Source organism: Microbacterium sp. Leaf151 (genome assembly GCF_001424225.1).
GTDB lineage: Bacteria > Actinomycetota > Actinomycetes > Actinomycetales > Microbacteriaceae > Microbacterium.
Window position 1 is genome coordinate 502,617 of sequence record NZ_LMOR01000002.1, and the last position, 16,107, is coordinate 518,723.

Genomic DNA, 16,107 nt, shown 5'->3' on the forward strand with positions numbered 1-16,107 from the left:
GGCCTCGATGAACGCTCCCAGGCGCGCCGCAGGTCTCCGCGCAACGCAACGCGGAGCAACTGGCATCCGGATCGCCCTATCGGCTCTCAGCCTGACGCTCGCCGCCTCGGCCGCCGCCCTCGGCGTGGTCTCGCTCCGCGTCGCCCGCACCGTCGTGCACCCTGCGGGCCGCCTGCCCGACACGCGCATCGTGCGCGTCGACTCCGCCGCGCAGACCGTCACCCTCGCGCGCACACCCGACACGGCCCTGCCGGGCCGATACGGCCTCTTCACGGTCGGCTCGGTCGACTACGTACGCCTCGGCTCCATCGTGGGCGCAGACGAGATCACGGTGACACGCAAGCTCCTCACGCACGTCGCCGCCGACGGCGACCTCGCACCCGACGCCGCCTTCAGCGGGTGGTATTACGACCGCCCCGAGCAGGTGCACCGTCCGTTCCGCACCGTCGACATCGATACCGGTGTCGGGCCCTGTCCCGCCTGGGAGTTCGCCGCCCCGGCCGCCACGGACGTCTGGGTGATCCAGGTGCACGGCCGCGGCACGACGAAGGCCGAGGCGTTGCGTGCGGTCCCCGTCTTCCACGACCTGGGCATCACGAGCCTGGTCGTGTCGTACCGCAACGACGGCGAGGCGCCCCAGAGCGCGTCCGGCACCTATGCGCTCGGAGCCACCGAGTGGCGCGACCTCGACGCCGCCATCGGCTACGCACGTCGACAGGGCGCCCGGCACGTCATCGTCATGGGATGGTCGATGGGCGGCGCGCTCGCCCTGCAGGCGGCGCTCGAGTCGCCCCACGCCGACGTCATCGCGGGTCTCGTGCTCGAATCCCCGGTCGTCGACTGGCGCACGGTGCTCCGCTTCCACGCGCGCCTCATGAGATTGCCTGCGCCCGTGGTCACCGTCGCCCAGAGCGCCCTCGCGTCGAACTGGGGCGCGGCCGTCCTGGGCAGTGGCGAGGCCATCCCCCTCGACAGCCTCGACGCCGTGGCGCGCGCCGGCGAACTCCGGCACCCGATGCTCGTGCTCCACAGCGACGACGACGGATTCGTGCCGTCCGACGCCTCGCATGCACTGGCCGCCGCCCGGCCCGACCTCGTCACGATCGAGACCTTCCACGTCGCACGCCACACGAAGCTGTGGAACTACGACGAGACCCGCTGGGTGACCGCCATCGCCGACTGGGTGCGCGCGCGGGGCCTCGCCCGCGACTGACGCGAGAGCTTCCGGGGTTTCCGGGCGCATTCTGCGTCTTGGGGCGCGCCATTCGCGCCCCGGATCGCGAAACCCGCCCCGAACGCGGGGGCCGGGCGGCGGCTGTCACCCTGCGCGCTTGGCGCTGACTTGCCGCTTCACGCGCATCAGCATCCCCGTCATCCCGGCGATGCGCAGCGGGCTCACGGCGCGGGTGAGCCCGATGCTCAGCGGGAAGTCGTCGGGCACGGCGAGCACTTCGTCGGCACGGAGCCCCGTGAGCCCCTGCGCGAGGATGCTCGCGAACCCGCGCGTGGTCGGCGCCTCGGCCGGCGCGGTGGCGTGCATCGCGACGCTGTCGTCGGCGTCGACCGTGACGATGATGTAGACCGGCGACTGACACTCCACGACCCGCTCGCGCATCTCGGGGTGGTCGGCGAACTCCGCCGGCACCTCGGGAAGCTCCTGGGAGAACTCCAGCAGCAGTTGCAGCCGGTCGGGCTCCTCGAGCTCGAGAAACTCCTCGCGGATCTCGGCGAGGCGGGTGGGGAGGGCGTTGGCGGACATCACGGACATCCTCCCACGCCCGTCACGCTCGGGCTCGTCGACGGCATCAGCGCCCGGGCACCTCGCCGGGCTCTTCGCCCGACACGATCGGCACGCGCACCGCGCTGCCCCATTCGGTCCAGGAGCCGTCGTAGTTGCGCACGTCGTCGAACCCGAGGAGGTGCCGGAGCACGAACCACGTGTGGCTGGACCGCTCGCCGATGCGGCAATAGGCCACGACCTTGTCGCCGTTCTTGAGGCCCGCACCCTCGCGGTAGATGGCATCCAATTCCGCACGCGGCTTGAATCCGCCGTCTTCGGCCACGGCCTTGCCCCACGGAACACTCTGGGCGCTCGGGATGTGCCCGGCGCGCAACGCGCCCTCTTCGGGGTAGGCGGGCGCCGTCGTGCGCTCGCCCGAGTACTCCTCCGGTGAGCGGACATCGATGAGGGGGTTGCCGAGGTGGCGGAGCACGTCGTCCTTGTAGGCGCGGATGACGGAGTCGTCGCGCTCGACCACCGGATACGCGGTGGCCTCGACGACCGTCTTATCGGTCGTGACGGGACGCCCCTCGGCGATCCACTTGTCGCGGCCGCCGTCGAGCAGGCGTACGTCGTCGTGGCCGAACAGCGAGAACACCCACAGCGCGTAGGCGGCCCACCAGTTGTTCTTGTCGCCGTAGATGACGACGGTGTCGTCGCGCGAGATGCCCTTACGGCTCAACAGCTCCGCGAACCCTTCACCGTCGACATAGTCACGCACGACAGGGTCGTTCAGCTCGGTGTGCCAGTCCACCTTCACGGCGCCGGGGATGTGCCCCGTCTCGTACAGCAGCACGTCTTCGTCGGATTCGACGACGACGAGACCCGGCTGGCCGAGGCGTTCCTGCAGCCATTCGCCGGTCACGAGACGGCCGGGCTCGGCGTACTCGGCGAACTTGGGCGAGGTGGTGTCGAACTCGACGGTCACGGGATCTCCTCGGTCGGGGCGATGGATGCGGCGGCATAGGCTGGACACCGCACCTTCGACCCTAGATCCGCCGTGTCGGGGCACGCACCCTCCCGTAAGACTTGGACACAGGACGGCCATGACCTCGACTCCCGCCACGACAGGGCTCATCCACCTCACCGAGCGCGAGCCCGCCGTCTCGGGAGCCGAGATGGTCAGTGCTCTCGTGCCGCCTCCGCAGTTCGACGGCGCGACCTTCGAGTCCTACCGGGCGGATGCCGCGTACCCCTCGCAGCAGGAGGCGAAGGAACTGTTGCAGGCGTTCGCCGGCAGGCAGTCGGCGCCGGCGAAGAAGGGCGGATTCTTCCGAAGGGCCGAGAAGGCGCCGCAGGTTAAGCCGGGCGTGTACCTCGACGGCGGTTTCGGTGTCGGAAAGACCCACCTGCTCGCCTCGATCTACCACGCGATGCCCGCCCGCCGGAAGTACTTCGGTTCGTTCATCGAGTACACCGCGCTGGTGGGCGTGCTCGGCTACGCCAAAGCCGTCGAGCTGTTCCGCGGCTCCGACCTGCTCTGCATCGACGAGTTCGAGCTCGACGACCCGGGCGACACGATGGTGATGACGCGCCTGCTCGGCGAGCTGGTGGCATCCGGAACACGGCTCGCCGCGACCTCGAACACCCCTCCCAACGCGCTGGGCGAGGGTCGCTTCGCTGCTCAGGACTTCCTCCGCGAGATCCAGTCGATGTCCGACAGCTTCCGCACCATCCGCATCGACGGCACCGACTACCGCCAGCGCGCCATCGACGGCGCGGCCCGCGTGCTCGGCGACGACGACTACCGACAGGCGGTGGATGCCGCCTCCGCCGGGGGAGTGGCATCCGATGACGCGTTCTCGGAGCTCGTGGGTCATCTCGCGCGCGTGCACCCCTCACGGTTCATCCGCCTCATCGACGGCGTCACCACGATCGGCCTGCGCGACGTGCAGGTGCTGCACGACCAGTCGGCGGCGCTGCGCCTCGTCGCGTTCGTCGACCGGGCCTACGACGCGCAGATCCCGATTCGCGCGACCGGCGTGCCGTTGAGCAGTGTGTTCAGCGACGAGATGCTGGGCGGCGGGTATCGCAAGAAATACCTGCGCGCGGTGTCGCGCATGGTGGCGCTCACGCATTCGTGAGCCGCTCATCAGTGGCCTGAAGGTGCGCGAAACGCAGTGTTTACCGGAGTGAGCTCTCTGTAACGTGCCTGAAACACGAGGCGAACGACGACGGTAACCCGGGGTGGGAACACTGAGGGGACCCGACGCTTTACCTGCGTCCCTGCAGAGAGGTTCCCTCCGAGATGGATCAAGGCAACACCGCATTCATCCTGATAGCAGCGGCACTCGTGCTGCTCATGACGCCAGGACTCGCATTCTTCTACGGCGGACTCGTCAAGGCCAAGAGCGTCATCAGCATGATGATGATGAGCTTCGGCGCGATGGGCCTCATGGGCGTGCTGTGGGTGCTCTACGGGTACTCCATCGCCTTCCCCAGCACCGATGAGGGCGCCACCCAGGTGCCCTGGACGATCGACTTCACCAACTTCGGCCTCGCCAGCGTGCTCGAGACGCCCGAGGGCGCGGCATACCCGCCGCTCGCGTTCGTCGCGTTCCAGGCCACCTTCGCCATCATCACCGTCGCGCTCGTCTCGGGCGCCATCGCCGACCGCGCCAAGTTCGGCGCGTGGATGGTCTTCGCCGCCATCTGGGCCACGGTCGTGTACTTCCCCGTCGCCAGCTGGGTGTTCAACTTCGGCCTCGCCGATGACGGGTCGTTCTCGTACGGCGGCTGGATCACCCACGGCATGCAGGACGTCTTCGGTGTCGGCGCGATCGACTTCGCGGGCGGTACCGCGGTGCACATCAACGCCGGTGCCGCAGCACTCGCGCTCGCTCTGGTGCTCGGCAAGCGCGTCGGCTTCCAGAAGGGCGCGCACGTCCCCCACAACCCGCCGTTCGTTCTGCTGGGTGCGGGCCTGCTGTGGTTCGGATGGTTCGGCTTCAACGCCGGCTCGGAGCTCGCCGCCGACAACACCGCCGCCCTCGCGTTCGTCAACACGATCGCCGCTCCCGCCGCCGCTCTGCTCGCGTGGCTGATCGTGGAGAAGATCAAGGACGGCAAGCCCACCTCGGTCGGTGCCGCCTCCGGTGCCGTCGCGGGTCTGGTCGCCATCACCCCGGCCTGCGCCTCGCTGACGCCGGTCTGGGCGATCGTCCTCGGCCTCGTCGCGGGTGCCGTCTGCGCCCTCGCCATCGAGCTGAAGTTCAAGCTCGGCTTCGACGACTCGCTCGACGTGGTCGGCATCCACCTCGTCGGTGGTCTGATCGGAACGCTGTACCTCGGCATCTTCGCCAACGGCTCCGGTCTCATCTACAGCGGCTCGCTCACGCAGCTGCTCGTGCAGGCCATCGCCGCCTTCGCCGTGATGATCTACTCGTTCGTGCTCGCCTTCGTCATCGGGTTCGCGGTCGACAAGACCATCGGCTTCCGCGTGAAGAACGAGGACGAGATCGCCGGCATCGACACGGTCGTGCACGGTGAAGAGGGCTACGTGCTCTCCGACACCCGCGGCTGATCCGCTCCACCCCGTACGGGGCGTCACCGACTCGTCGGTGGCGCCCCGTTCGTCGTGTCTAGGGTGGGCGGTATGGGAACCGCGTCTCGTCTGATCTCCGCCGTCCTGGGCCTGCTGCGCCCGTCCGCACCGCAGGCGCGTCCGGCACCGGTCCGGGACGCGCCGGGAGAGGCGTCGCGGCGCCCGATGGCACCGCGGGGGAGCGAGACGGTCGAGATCGACCCTCCGCGTCGGCTGACGCTGGTCTACGCCCCACAACGCGACAACGCGCCCGATGGCGGCGAAATCGTCTGGACCTGGGTGCCTTACGAGGAGCGCGACGGGCGCGGCAAGGACCGCCCCGTGCTCGTCATCGGCAGAGCGGATGCCACCCACTCGTACGCCGTGCGCCTGACGAGCAAGCCGCACGACGGCGACCGCCAGTACCTCGCGCTCGGCACGGGGGAGTGGGACCCGCAGAGCCGCCCCTCGTGGATCGACGTCGAGCAGGTGTACCTCGTGCACGACGCGGGCATGCGCCGTGAGGCGGCCGCCCTGGACCGCAAGCGATTCGATGCCGTCGCCGCAGCGCTCTCCGCGCGGTACGGGTGGCAGCGCGGCTGAGAAGCCGAGCGCCGGATGCCGCGGACATCGCCCCGGGCTGTCTCGGCGCTAGTGGGGAGAATGACAAAGCCCCCGGCGAGCCGGGGGCTTGTGCGGTGGGCGATACCGGACTCGAACCGATGACCTCTTCCGTGTGAAGGAAGCGCGCTACCAACTGCGCCAATCGCCCGCATCCCGAACGGGACTCAACGATCGTACCGGATGCCGGAACGTGCTCCAGACCACCTGTGCCGGACACACCCGGGCCGCGCGCGGTTTTGCGCGCACGCCCAGATCAGGTAATGTCTTACGAGTGCTCGGGGCAAGCCCCGGGAACGAAATGCGGATGTAGCGCAGTTGGTAGCGCACAACCTTGCCAAGGTTGGGGTCGCGAGTTCGAGTCTCGTCATCCGCTCGAGTGGAGGGATCTCCGTCTGGGAAACCGATGGAGCATCACGACACGTGGGTCGAACCACACACGGTGGCGTGGCCGAGCGGCTAGGCACCGGCCTGCAAAGCCGTTTACACGGGTTCGAATCCCGTCGCCACCTCAACTCACAACAGAACAGCCTGTATAGGCGCGATTGGCGCAGCGGTAGCGCGCTTCCCTGACACGGAAGAGGTCACTGGTTCGATCCCAGTATCGCGCACCACAACGAGAAAGCCCCCGGTTCGCCGGGGGCTTTCTCGTTCGCGCGGTGTGCGCCCGATGGAGGGCCGACAGCCCCGTTCGGTTGGGTCCTCGGAGAAGTCGGTCGCAGAACGTCACCGAGTTCGACCGAACAAAGATCGGCGGCAGGTATTTCCAGCCCCGGGCGCGCTTCGACCACCGCGCTCTCGCCCGCCCTCGGGCGCAGCCGGCATGTCCACGGGGGTGCACCCGTCCGACGCCGTGAACGAGCGACGGGGTGAAACGCGCACACGATGGGAGCGGGATTCCGGGGGCCGACCACACGGCGCCCCCGGCGATGCGCGGATAGGTCGTATATGTCATCTAGACAAGACATCTCGCCGCGAGGCGCGTGAGCTCACTCCATGTGTCTCCGTCGCCACTCGCTCGCACACAGAGAAGGACCTTCTTATGGACCCGAACTCGCACCCCACCGCCGCACCGTCGAACGACACGAGTGCGTCGCTGACCCGCCGCAACATCCTCGCCGGTGCCGCGTGGGCCGTACCCGCGGTGGCTCTCACCGCGAGCACTCCCGCGTTCGCGGCATCCAGTGCACTGCTCATGCTGAGCACCCCCAACATGCAGGTGCCCGCCTCGGGTGCAGTCACGGTGACGGCGACACTGAAGAACGCGTCTGGCGCCGCGACGGCGGGGGCGTCCGTCTCGTTCACCGGCCCCAGCGGGGCGACGATCAACCCGGCGTCGGCGGTGACAAACGGCACGGGTGCCGCGACGACGGGGCTGAACCTCAAGGCACCGTGGACGAAGCCGGGTTCGACGGTCGCGGTCAACGCGACGTCGGGATCCGAGTCGAAGTCCCAGTCCTTCACAGTGATCGGCTCCAACCTCGTCGCCGCAGGGAACGTCTACTCCTCGACACCCGCTCAGACGGAGTTGGTGTTTCCCTCACCGGCCGTGGATGCCGTGGCGAGTGGCGGGTCCTTCGCCGTTCTGCTGAACAACGGCACCGTATGGACCAAGGGCGACAACAGCAACGGACAGCTGGGAGACAACACGTCCACTGATAGATCGACCTGGGCTCAGGTGCCTGGCCTGTCGAATGTGACGCAGATTGCCGCCGGGTCGGGTTCCCTGTACGCGCTGCTCTCGGACGGTTCCGTGAAGGCGTGGGGGTACAACGCCTTCGGTCAGCTCGGCGATGGAACAACGACGCCACGGTACTCGCCCACACCGGTGTCCAACCTGTCGGGTGTGACCCAGATCGCGGCCGGCGGCGCCACCGCATTCGCGCTGCTGTCGGACAAGTCGGTCAAGGCGTGGGGATACAACAACGTCGGTCAGGTCGGTGATGGCAGCACGACGAATCGATCTACTCCGTCCACGGTGAGCAACCTGTCGAACGTCGTCCAGATCGCAGCGGGTAGATTCCGGACGTTGGGCATACCTGACGTCGCAACCGCGTACGCGTTGCTGTCCGATGGATCGGTCAAGGCATGGGGATTCAACAACGCCGGTCAGGTGGGCGACGGCACGACGACGAGCCGGTCGGCACCGACACCCGTGCTCGACGTGTCCGGCGCGACTCAGGTCGCCGCAGGTTCCGGGACCGGGTTCGTCTTGCTTTCCGACGGTTCGGTGCGGGGGTGGGGGCGCAACAACGTCGGCCAGGTGGGCGACGGCACGACGACAAACCGTTCCAGGCCCACAACCGTGACGAGAGTGGCGTCAGCGGTGCAAGTGAGTGCAGCTGCGGGAACCGCCTACGCGATGTCGTCGGACGGTTCGGTGCGATCGTGGGGATACAACACCTACGGCCAGATCGGCGATGGATCGACGACCGATCGTCCGGCCCCGGTCAGCCTCGCGGTACCGGCGGGACATTCCGTCGAACGGCTGGCAAGCAACGGGTCGGGTGCCGAGACGGTTTTTCTGGTCATGGCGACCACCTGAACCCGCTGACGACGCGCGCCAAGCCCGGCCCGGCCCCCACTGCGTCGACGACGGGAGGGTCGGGGGCGAAGTCGCAGTCGTCCATCGTGATCGGCGCAACCCTGACGGCCGCTGGTGGCGACCATCACTCGTCGCTCGCCCCAGCCGAGCCCGCGTCTAGGGCGTGTTGCTGGGGCAGCCGGTGTCGACGCTCAGAGGCACCGGGGTCCCGAGATCAGGGGCAACGAACGGTTCCACGCCATGTCCTCGCACAAACGTAGAGGCCACTTTTCCCGCAGCTACCGGGAGCGTCACTCGATCACTGCAGAGCGTGGCCTGCGGGAGAGTGTCGCCCCCGCCGCCAGTAAGGGGGGCTGCGGAGTGCCTGGCGGCGGGGACAGGTAAAAGCTATCCCATGTCCGCCAAATGGGGGACACGGAATCGCCCATCTTGATCCGCTCCTCAGAAGACGTTGAGCTTGCACATATCCGTCGCGCGCTGCATCTCGGTCGGGGTGTCCACCGGCGCCGCAGGAGCATCACGTCGTCGAGGATGCGGTCCCGTCCGACACCCCGCTGGCGACCGCCTGGCGGAGGAGAGCTCGTACGCGAGACGACGGCGCACACGGCGGTGCTCTGGCCTCCCGGCCGGAGACATGATTGTCCCCGCCGCAGCTGGAACGGGTGTGGGGTCTACCGAGCGGCGGGGACAGCTCGAAGTTAGGGCATGAGCACCCCGTCGCCACGGCGTTTCGCCGAGCCTTGCGTCATCCTTGTGCTCGTCTTGAGGTTCATCGCTCGTGGCGAGGGGCGCGGCGGCGCGAGGAGGGGTCCCGCCAGGTTCGAACGCCCCCGCTATCGGCTCGGTCACGACCACTAGCCTGAGCACCATGACTGTTCCCGACACCCTGTGGCGTGAGATCTCGGCATCCCCGTTCGTCTCCCTCGGCACGTATCGCCGCAACGGCGCGCTGGTGTCCGTGCCGGTGTGGATCGCACGCGACGGCGACGAGCTCGTGGTCACGAGTGAGCGCACGACGGGCAAGGTGAAGCGGCTCCGAAACGACGCGCGCGTGACCCTGCGGCCCTGCAGCCGGATGGGCGCAGTCGACCCGGATGCCATCACCGTCGAGGCGCAGGGACGGATCGCGGGGCCGGCCACCGACGACGCGAGGGCCGATCACGCACTCCGCCGCAAGTACGGACTGCAATACCGGGCCATCCTCGGGTTCGAGTCGCTGGTCCGTCGAGTGCAGCGCAAGCCCGGCGACCGCGTCATCATCCGCATCTCCCGCTCCGCCTGAGCACCTCGGACGACGCCGGGACGAAACGCGCTGTCCGCAAAGCGACGAAGCCTGCAAGGGGGTTTGCGGGCGACACCGTCGCGGGAGACAGTTCCGGAAGAGATATAGCGATCACCGCCTTCGGGCTCGCGCCCTCCTCTCGCTCGGAGACGCGCAGGGCGGTGGTGGCTGCAAAGGGGGCAGCATGGGCAAGTTCATCTATGACGGCAACATCAAGGTCGACTTCGAGGACCGCCTCCTCGCCCACCTGCAGGCCGTCATCATGGCCAAAGTGCGTCGAGGTGAGAGTTTCCCCTTCACGTGGAAGGACGACATCAGCACGGGCGGCGGTCGCACGACCGTGTACATCCACCCGAATGTCTCGCTGGTGTTCAAGTACCACGGCAGCCGATCGCCGCAGATGAGTCCCGCCTGGCTGCACGCCCTCACCTACAACGCGAACTCCGGCCGAGGGCTCTACGTCATCCCGGAGCCCGACGAGTTCAGCCCGCGTGAGAGTCTGCAGCGCGAAGAAATGGTCTTCCGCGAGGTCCCCAACGACCAAGCTCCCGAGACCGCCCGATCCTGACGAGGGAATGCGGCGGATCGGCTGGGCCGTTGTGTCCTGCATGACCGACTGGACCGAGGCCAAGCCGTACTTCGAGACGAATGCCGTCGCACACCTCGCGACATTGATGCGAGACGGGTCTCCGCACTCCGTCCCTCTGTGGGTGGGCGTCGAGGGAGACCGACTCGCGATCTTCACCGAAGTCGACACGCTCAAGGATCGGAACCTCCGCCGCGACCCACGCGTCGCGATCTCGGTGACCGGCGCCGACAACCCCTACGCGATGGCATTCGTACGCGGAGAGGCGGTCGAGCGCATCGCCGGTGACGACGCGTTGCCCTATGTCGACCGCATCTCGGCGATCTACACGGGCAGCCCGTACGAGATGCGCGAGGGGCTGGCCGTCTGGCTCATCGAGCCGAGCAAGGCGTGGGCGCGCGCGTACCAAGGCTGAGCGGGAGCGCTGCCGCTGCCGCAGGGCTCACCGCGCCAGCGGCAGCACGCCCAGCAGCAGGATGAGCGGTGCGATCACGGCGCCGAGCACGATGAAGCGGCTCCATTTCACCTCGACCCCGGCGGCGACGAGCCTCTCGTGCCACAGCAGTGTCGCCAGCGACGCCCACGGCGTGACGATGGGTCCGGCGTTGACACCCACCAACAGGGCCGCAAGGCGCGCGGGGGAGCCCGCGACCGACTCCAGCGCCAGGTAAGCCGGCAGGTTGTTGATGCCGTTCGCGGCCAGCGCACCCACCCCGGCGAGTTGCCAGAGCGACACGAGATCGTCGCCCGTGCCGGCGAGCACCGTCGTCACCCGGCCGATGCCGAGCGCCTCCAGCGCGCCGACGGCGAGGAAGAGGCCACCCGCGAACACCAACAGCGACCAGGGCACGAGACGGATGCCGAGACCCCGCGGCGCACGCCACGCGAACGCCACCGCCAGCACGACGGCGGCGCCGAGTGCCGGCATCCACGGTTCGAGACCCACCACGAGCAGCGGCAGCAGCGCGAGGGTGACGACGCCGGCGACGCGTAGGAGCACCGGGTCGGAGACCGCGGGGGAGGCGGCATCCGGGTACGTCTTCGGAAGGCGGCGGAGGAACACCAGGGTCAGGACCACGACCGACACCGCGATCGCGATGAACGCAGAGGGGCCGAGCAGCGCGAGGAACGCGACGGGGTCGTGCCCGCCACCGAGGGCTTCGGATGCCAACAGGTTGGTCAGGTTCGACACCGGCAGCACGAGGGATGCGGTGTTGGCCAGCACCACCGTGACGAACGCGAAGGGGAGGGGATCGAGCTTGCGCGCCACCGCCATCGAGATGACGACCGGCGTCAGCAGAACCGCCGTCGTGTCGAGCGAGAGGAACGCCGTCGCCACTGTCGCCAGAGCCACGACGAGCACCCACAGCCAGACCGTGCGGCCGCGCGCGACGCGCGCCAGGCGCGCGGCGACGACGTCGAAGAGTCCCGCCTTGGATGCCAGCTCCGCCACCACCGTAACGGCGACGACGAACAGCAGGATCGGCCACACCCGGTCGGCGACGGCCAATGCCTCGCTCGCGGGGAAGGCGCCGGTGAGCAGCGCGACGATCCCGAGGATCCAGAGCACGCCGCCGATGATGGCCAGAGTCACCGCTCCACTATGGGGCACACCCGGTGCGATCGAGGCCACGGCCGCCGGGTAGCCTGGAATGGACCCCTTCAGGAGATGCGCTTGTGACTGATTTCCCCGCCGATGGCTTCGCCCTCTTCCCCGACCGTTCGGTCGTCGCGCTGCGCGTGAACGGAGAGCTGAAAGACCTGGCCACGATCGTGACCGCCGACGACGCCATCGAGCCGGTCACGATCGACAGCACCGACGGCCTCTCGATCCTTCGCCACTCGACGGCCCACGTGCTCGCGCAGGCGGTTCAACGCGTCAAGCCGCAGACGAACCTCGGGATCGGCCCGCCGGTCACCGACGGCTTCTACTACGACTTCCAGGTCGACGAGCCCTTCACCCCCGACGACCTGAAGGTCATCAAGAAGGAGATGGAGCGCATCGTCCGCGAGAACCAGCGGTTCGTGCGTCGGGTCGTCACCGACGATGAGGCTCGCGCCGAACTCGCCGACGAGCCGTTCAAGCTCGAGCTCATCGGACTCAAGGGCGGGTCAGCCGAGGCCGCCGAGGGCGCGTCCGTCGAGGTGGGCGCCGGTGAGTTGACCATCTACGACAACGTCACCCGCGACGGCGAGACCGCGTGGAAAGACCTCTGCCGAGGACCGCACGTGCCCGGCACGCGCCTGATCGGTAACGGCTGGGACCTCACGCGTATCGCCGGCGCTTACTGGCGCGGCAGTGAGAAGAACCCGCAGCTGCAGCGCATCTACGGCACCGCGTGGCCGACGAAAGATGAGCTGCGCGCATACCAGCACCGTCTGGAGGAGGCTGCGAAGCGCGACCACCGCAAGCTGGGCAAGGAGCTCGATCTCTTCTCGTTCCCCGACGAGATCGGCCCGGGTCTGTCGGTGTTCCACCCCAAGGGCGGGATCATCCGCTACGAGATCGAGCGCTACATGCGCGAGCGTCTCCTCGCCAGCGGCTACGAGGTCGTGAACACCCCGCACATCACCAAGGGCGACCTGTTCATGACGAGCGGCCACCTGCAGTGGTACGCCGACGGCATGTACCCCCCGATGGTGCTCGACGAGGTCGTGGATGCCGACGGGCACGTCTCGCGCGAGGGCCAGGAGTACTACCTCAAGCCCATGAACTGCCCGTTCCACAACCTCATCTTCCGCTCGCGCGGGCGCAGCTACCGGGAGCTCCCGCTGCGCTTGAGCGAGTTCGGGTCGGTCTACCGCTACGAGAAGAGCGGCACCCTCTCCGGTCTCACGCGCGTGCGCGGCATGACCCAGGACGACACGCACATCTACGTCACCGCCGACCAGGTCAAGGGCGAGCTGACCCACAGCCTCGACTTCGTGCTGCAGACGCTGCGCGATTACGGCCTCAACGACTTCTACCTCGAGCTGTCGACGAAAGAAGAGGGCAACCCGAAGTTCATCGGCGACGACACCCTCTGGACCGAAGCGACCGAGACCCTTCGCGAGGTCGCCGAGGCCTCGGGCCTCGAGCTCGTTCCCGACCCGGGCGGGGCGGCGTTCTACGGCCCGAAGATCTCGGTGCAGGCGCGCGACGCGATCGGCCGTACCTGGCAGATGTCGACGATCCAGCTCGACTTCAACCAGCCCGAGCGCTTCGAGCTCGAGTACACCGGTCCCGATGGCGAGAAGCACCGCCCCGTCATGATCCACCGCGCCCTCTTCGGCTCGGTCGAGCGTTTCTTCGCGATCCTGCTCGAGCACTACGCCGGAGCGTTCCCGGTCTGGCTCGCGCCCGTGCAGGTCGTGGCCGTCCCGGTCGCCGCCGAGTACGGGGACTACCTCCAGGGGATCGTCGCCGACCTCAAGGCCGCCGGCGTGCGCGCCGAGGCCGATCACAGCGACGACCGGATGCAGAAGAAGATCCGCACGCACACCACGCAGAAGGTGCCGCTCATGCTGATCGCCGGTGAGCAGGACCGCTCGAACGGTACGGTCTCGTTCCGCTTCCGCGACGGCACGCAGCTCAACGGCATCCCCGTCGCCGACGCCGTCGCGCACATCACCGGCGCGATCGCCGCACGCACGCTGGTGAACACCGCCAAGGATCTGGCGTGACGAACCCCGACGCCGCTGCAACGCGGTCCGTTCCCGGGCATCACGCAGTGACGGACGGGGCGCCGGCCGACGCGTCCACGACGGATGCCGAGCTCGTCGATGCCGCGACCCTTCCGGGGGTGCCCGACGAGTTCCAGCGCCTGTGGACACCGCACCGCATGGCGTACATCTCCGCCGGGCGTGAGCCGATGGAGAAGAACTGCCCGTTCTGCGCGGCGCCGGACAAGACCGACGAGGACGGTCTGATCGTCGCTCGCGGTGCCACGGCCTACGTCCTGCTCAATCTCTTCCCCTACAACTCCGGGCATCTGCTCGTCTGCCCCTACCGGCACATCGCCACGTACGACCAGGCGACCGACGAAGAGGTGGCGGAGATCGGCGCGTTGACGCAGCGCGGCATGCGGGTACTGCGCGCGGTGTCGCGGTGCGACGGGTTCAACCTGGGCATGAACCAGGGCGCGATCGCCGGCGCCGGCGTCGACGCGCACCTGCACCAGCACATCGTTCCGCGCTGGGCGTCCGACGCCAACTTCTTCCCGATCATCGCCAAGACCAAGGCGCTGCCGCAGCTTCTGGGCGACGTGCGCCGCACCGTCGCCGAGGCCTGGGGCGCCTGAGCCGTCAGGCGAACCGGGGAGGCGTGACTCGCGGCCGGCGCTCCTCCATCTCATTCGACGAGGGAGCCGCAAACGGCCCGCACCGCGCGCTTTCGTCGCCGCTCGAGTTTCTGACCCGCGTCCACATTCGACCTTGACAGGGCCGGATCTGATGCGACAAGGTGGCCGATAAGCGAAGTGTTAGCGTGAACATGGACGTTCCCGCTTCGTGATGATCGCGTCCCCCCGGCGATATCGTCACCCGATGAGATCGGCGACCCCTGCGTTCCTGTGGCGCGGGGTGGAGGCGCACCCGCTCGTCCGACACCGCCTCGCCCGGCCGTCCGACGAGCGTCGAAACACCCTCGGATCACCCCGCCGGTGGTCCGACGATCCGAAAGGCACACCATGTCACGGACGACGACGTCCCCGACGAAACCCCCCACGACGCGAGGCACGAAGGCGAAGGCGCTCGCCGCTGTCTTCGCATCCCTCGTCATCGGCCTCACGACGCTCGGCGCAGCCACACCCGCCGCGGCCGCCGCGCCGGTCGGTACAGGCTCCAACCAGGAGATCCGCAACCAGCAGAACACCCTCTGCATGGACGACTACGCCTTCAACACCCAGCCCGGCGCGGAGGTGCGTCAGTGGACGTGCCTCGAGGGGCAGAACCAGCTGTGGGCGGTCACCGACCTCGGCAACGGTTACGCCGAGATCAAGAACCGATACAGCAACCTCTGCCTCGACAACTTCAACTTCGCCACCGCACCCGGATCCGAGGTGCGTCAGTGGACGTGCTCGCGTAACAACGTGCAGCAGTGGCAGTTGGCCGACGTGGGCGGCGGCTGGACCGAGATCCGCAACAGGCACAACAACCTCTGCCTGCAGAGCGTCGCCTCGCCGGTCGACGGTGGCCTGCTTTCGCAGCAGACCTGCGACGGCTCGGGGGTTCAGCGCTGGCGGCTCACCGACCCGAACGTGTCGAAGATGACCTACACGCTGGCCAGGTCGTCGAACCCGTCCGCCGATGAGATCGACGCCTACGCGCGCATCACCGACGCGATGGACCGCGCCGTCGCCCGCTACAACAAATTCAACAACACCCAGCGCCAGCTCTGGGTCTCGTACGACCCGGGCGTGCAGACCGCGGATGCCACCATCTACGGCAACATCCGCTTCGGCGCCAACCGCGGCTTCATGCAGGAGGGCACCGCGCTGCACGAGATCGCACACACCGTCGGTGTGGGCACCGCGTGGAACTTCCAGAGCAAGGTCGACGCGCAGGACTGGCCGGCCGCGGTGCCACTGCTGCGCACGTGGGACGGCCCCGACGCGCGGATCAACGGCGGCGGAAGCCACATGTGGCCCTACGGCCTCAACTACTCGAACGAGTACTCCGAGCTGAACTTCGACCGCCATGTGCGTCTCGTGCAGGCGATGCACCACGACGGACTCTGACGCCTCGAATCCCGCACCACGGCTCCGGGGCCGACCGTTCTGCGAGCGGTCGG

The 16,107-nt window shown here is 68.3% G+C and carries 14 protein-coding genes and 4 tRNA genes; 14 read left to right on the top strand and 4 right to left on the bottom strand.

Annotated features, from left to right (window positions below; all coding sequences use genetic code 11):
• Nucleotides 1–7: 7 nt before the first annotated feature.
• Nucleotides 8–1,213: an alpha/beta hydrolase family protein gene (locus ASF76_RS06430; RefSeq protein WP_055954687.1), complete on the top strand. Its 1,206-nt coding sequence runs from the start codon at nt 8–10 to the stop codon at nt 1,211–1,213.
• A gap of 105 nt (nt 1,214–1,318) precedes the next feature.
• Here the strand turns inward: ASF76_RS06430 and ASF76_RS06435 are convergent, their stop codons facing one another.
• On the bottom strand, nt 1,319–1,759 hold the full coding sequence (locus tag ASF76_RS06435; RefSeq protein WP_055954690.1) for a SufE family protein: 441 nt from the start codon (nt 1,757–1,759) through the stop codon (nt 1,319–1,321).
• 46 nt (nt 1,760–1,805) lie between these two features.
• Nucleotides 1,806–2,708: a sulfurtransferase gene (locus ASF76_RS06440; RefSeq protein WP_055954693.1), complete on the bottom strand. Its 903-nt coding sequence runs from the start codon at nt 2,706–2,708 to the stop codon at nt 1,806–1,808.
• Nucleotides 2,709–2,826: 118 nt separating this feature from the next.
• Here ASF76_RS06440 and zapE point away from each other — a divergent pair, with 118 nt between their 5' ends.
• The 3 genes from zapE to ASF76_RS06455 all read left to right on the top strand — a co-directional run bounded on the left by zapE (nt 2,827) and on the right by ASF76_RS06455 (nt 5,906).
• Entirely contained in the window at nt 2,827–3,864 is a 1,038-nt protein-coding gene (zapE, locus tag ASF76_RS06445) for a cell division protein ZapE (protein WP_055954696.1), read from the top strand.
• Between the two features lie 164 nt (nt 3,865–4,028).
• Nucleotides 4,029–5,303, top strand: a complete 1,275-nt coding sequence (locus ASF76_RS06450) for an ammonium transporter (RefSeq protein ID WP_055954699.1) — start codon at nt 4,029–4,031, stop codon at nt 5,301–5,303.
• A gap of 72 nt (nt 5,304–5,375) precedes the next feature.
• Nucleotides 5,376–5,906: a type II toxin-antitoxin system PemK/MazF family toxin gene (locus ASF76_RS06455; protein WP_055954701.1), complete on the top strand. Its 531-nt coding sequence runs from the start codon at nt 5,376–5,378 to the stop codon at nt 5,904–5,906.
• A 96-nt stretch (nt 5,907–6,002) separates the two neighbouring features.
• On the opposite strand, the gene ASF76_RS06460 is transcribed toward ASF76_RS06455, so the two are convergent.
• A tRNA-Val gene (locus tag ASF76_RS06460) sits at nt 6,003–6,075 on the bottom strand.
• 152 nt (nt 6,076–6,227) lie between these two features.
• Here ASF76_RS06460 and ASF76_RS06465 point away from each other — a divergent pair.
• From ASF76_RS06465 to ASF76_RS06495, 7 genes are all read left to right on the top strand, one after another.
• Nucleotides 6,228–6,300, top strand: a tRNA-Gly gene (locus ASF76_RS06465).
• A gap of 65 nt (nt 6,301–6,365) precedes the next feature.
• Nucleotides 6,366–6,436 (top strand) — tRNA-Cys (locus ASF76_RS06470).
• A 27-nt stretch (nt 6,437–6,463) separates the two neighbouring features.
• Nucleotides 6,464–6,538 (top strand) — tRNA-Val (locus ASF76_RS06475).
• 428 nt (nt 6,539–6,966) lie between these two features.
• Nucleotides 6,967–8,469: an RCC1 domain-containing protein gene (locus ASF76_RS06480; protein ID WP_055954705.1), complete on the top strand. Its 1,503-nt coding sequence runs from the start codon at nt 6,967–6,969 to the stop codon at nt 8,467–8,469.
• An 868-nt stretch (nt 8,470–9,337) separates the two neighbouring features.
• Nucleotides 9,338–9,751, top strand: coding sequence for a PPOX class F420-dependent oxidoreductase (locus tag ASF76_RS06485; protein ID WP_055954708.1), 414 nt, complete (start codon nt 9,338–9,340; stop codon nt 9,749–9,751).
• A 184-nt stretch (nt 9,752–9,935) separates the two neighbouring features.
• A complete protein-coding gene (locus tag ASF76_RS06490) occupies nt 9,936–10,319 on the top strand; it encodes a DUF7882 family protein (protein WP_055954711.1) in 384 nt (127 codons plus the stop codon).
• 40 nt (nt 10,320–10,359) lie between these two features.
• Nucleotides 10,360–10,752 carry a TIGR03618 family F420-dependent PPOX class oxidoreductase gene (locus tag ASF76_RS06495; RefSeq protein ID WP_055955407.1) on the top strand — a complete coding sequence of 131 codons (393 nt, stop codon included), beginning with the start codon at nt 10,360–10,362 and terminating at the stop codon, nt 10,750–10,752.
• 27 nt (nt 10,753–10,779) lie between these two features.
• Here ASF76_RS06495 and ASF76_RS06500 read toward each other — a convergent pair whose 3' ends face one another.
• A complete protein-coding gene (locus ASF76_RS06500) occupies nt 10,780–11,931 on the bottom strand; it encodes an SLC13 family permease (RefSeq protein WP_082484898.1) in 1,152 nt (383 codons plus the stop codon).
• Nucleotides 11,932–12,014: 83 nt separating this feature from the next.
• Here ASF76_RS06500 and thrS point away from each other — a divergent pair, with 83 nt between their 5' ends.
• The 3 genes from thrS to ASF76_RS06515 all read left to right on the top strand — a co-directional run bounded on the left by thrS (nt 12,015) and on the right by ASF76_RS06515 (nt 16,054).
• The gene (gene thrS, locus ASF76_RS06505) at nt 12,015–14,000 is read left to right on the top strand and encodes a threonine--tRNA ligase (protein WP_055954718.1); all 1,986 of its coding nucleotides are present in this window, start codon (nt 12,015–12,017) and stop codon (nt 13,998–14,000) included.
• Nucleotides 14,001–14,047: 47 nt separating this feature from the next.
• Complete coding sequence (locus ASF76_RS06510; protein WP_055955410.1) at nt 14,048–14,617, top strand: HIT family protein; 570 nt, start codon at nt 14,048–14,050, stop codon at nt 14,615–14,617.
• Between the two features lie 387 nt (nt 14,618–15,004).
• The gene (locus tag ASF76_RS06515) at nt 15,005–16,054 is read left to right on the top strand and encodes an RICIN domain-containing protein (protein WP_055954721.1); all 1,050 of its coding nucleotides are present in this window, start codon (nt 15,005–15,007) and stop codon (nt 16,052–16,054) included.
• Nucleotides 16,055–16,107 lie beyond the last annotated feature (53 nt).

Excerpts from the sequence above, each read along its gene's own strand:
- ASF76_RS06515 (WP_055954721.1), top strand. The coding sequence starts at position 15,005 with ATGTCACGGACGACGACGTCCCCGACGAAACCCCCCACGACGCGAGGC.
- ASF76_RS06455 (WP_055954701.1), top strand. The coding sequence starts at position 5,376 with ATGGGAACCGCGTCTCGTCTGATCTCCGCCGTCCTGGGCCTGCTGCGC.
- ASF76_RS06430 (WP_055954687.1), top strand. The coding sequence starts at position 8 with ATGAACGCTCCCAGGCGCGCCGCAGGTCTCCGCGCAACGCAACGCGGA.
- ASF76_RS06450 (WP_055954699.1), top strand. The coding sequence starts at position 4,029 with ATGGATCAAGGCAACACCGCATTCATCCTGATAGCAGCGGCACTCGTG.
- ASF76_RS06495 (WP_055955407.1), top strand. The coding sequence starts at position 10,360 with ATGACCGACTGGACCGAGGCCAAGCCGTACTTCGAGACGAATGCCGTC.
- ASF76_RS06490 (WP_055954711.1), top strand. The coding sequence starts at position 9,936 with ATGGGCAAGTTCATCTATGACGGCAACATCAAGGTCGACTTCGAGGAC.
- ASF76_RS06480 (WP_055954705.1), top strand. The coding sequence starts at position 6,967 with ATGGACCCGAACTCGCACCCCACCGCCGCACCGTCGAACGACACGAGT.
- zapE (WP_055954696.1), top strand. The coding sequence starts at position 2,827 with ATGACCTCGACTCCCGCCACGACAGGGCTCATCCACCTCACCGAGCGC.
- ASF76_RS06435 (WP_055954690.1), bottom strand. The coding sequence starts at position 1,759 with ATGTCCGCCAACGCCCTCCCCACCCGCCTCGCCGAGATCCGCGAGGAG.
- ASF76_RS06485 (WP_055954708.1), top strand. The coding sequence starts at position 9,338 with ATGACTGTTCCCGACACCCTGTGGCGTGAGATCTCGGCATCCCCGTTC.